Source organism: Ruegeria sp. AP12, assembly GCF_056540025.1.
This window is the reverse complement of record NZ_JBQFVZ010000262.1, coordinates 1-611: the sequence shown is the minus strand read 5'-3', so window position 1 is coordinate 611 and position 611 is coordinate 1. Positions and strand designations below refer to the sequence as shown.

Genomic DNA, 611 nt, shown 5'->3' with positions numbered 1-611 from the left:
ACCTTTGGGAATCGAGACGCCGCTCAGCGAGCGGGTGAAGGGCTGTTCGTCCACATGCGGGTGATGCAACACGCGCATGCCAAGTTCGGCCCCCTTCATGTCCAGCACACGCCAACCATCGGCGTAGTCATCCCATCCGGTATCCGGATGCCGGATCGTCACATCAAAACGCCACGTATCTCCGCTGCGGCTGGCCGAGACGCTCTCGATGGTCGGCGGATCGGCAAGAACGGGCGTGGCAAGGAAAGCGGTCAGAATCAGGTAGCGCATGGGCAGATCTTAAGGAATTGATTACGAAATAGGGATCACGTCTTGGTGTCAGGGGGTAAGGTCAGAAGCACCGTTCGCGAATGCGAGGCGAACTCACGCCGGTAGAGAACACCAAAGGTGATCACGGTGCCAATGATCAACGCGATGGGGCCTAAGAACCACGCGAGCGAGGCAAGCGCGAAGTAGGTGGCCCTGAGCGCGCGGTTGAAGCTGCGGGCGGCGGTCACACAGATCTCGGCGGCTTGCGCGGCGCGCGCGTAGGCTTCCGGGTCATCGGGATCGTTCGGCCCGGCGGCCATCAGGACGGCCCAGTGGCCGCACAAGCGGAGCGCCCAACCGTA

Annotated in this window: 2 protein-coding genes; both read right to left on the bottom strand. The window is 62.4% G+C overall.

What is annotated here, in order from left to right:
- A partial coding sequence (locus ACR0E6_RS22650; RefSeq protein ID WP_480587619.1) for a hypothetical protein occupies positions 1 to 270 on the bottom strand: 270 nt, incomplete at its 3' end.
- A 35-nt stretch (positions 271 to 305) separates the two neighbouring features.
- A partial coding sequence (locus ACR0E6_RS22645; protein ID WP_480587616.1) for a DUF599 family protein occupies positions 306 to 611 on the bottom strand: 306 nt, incomplete at its 5' end.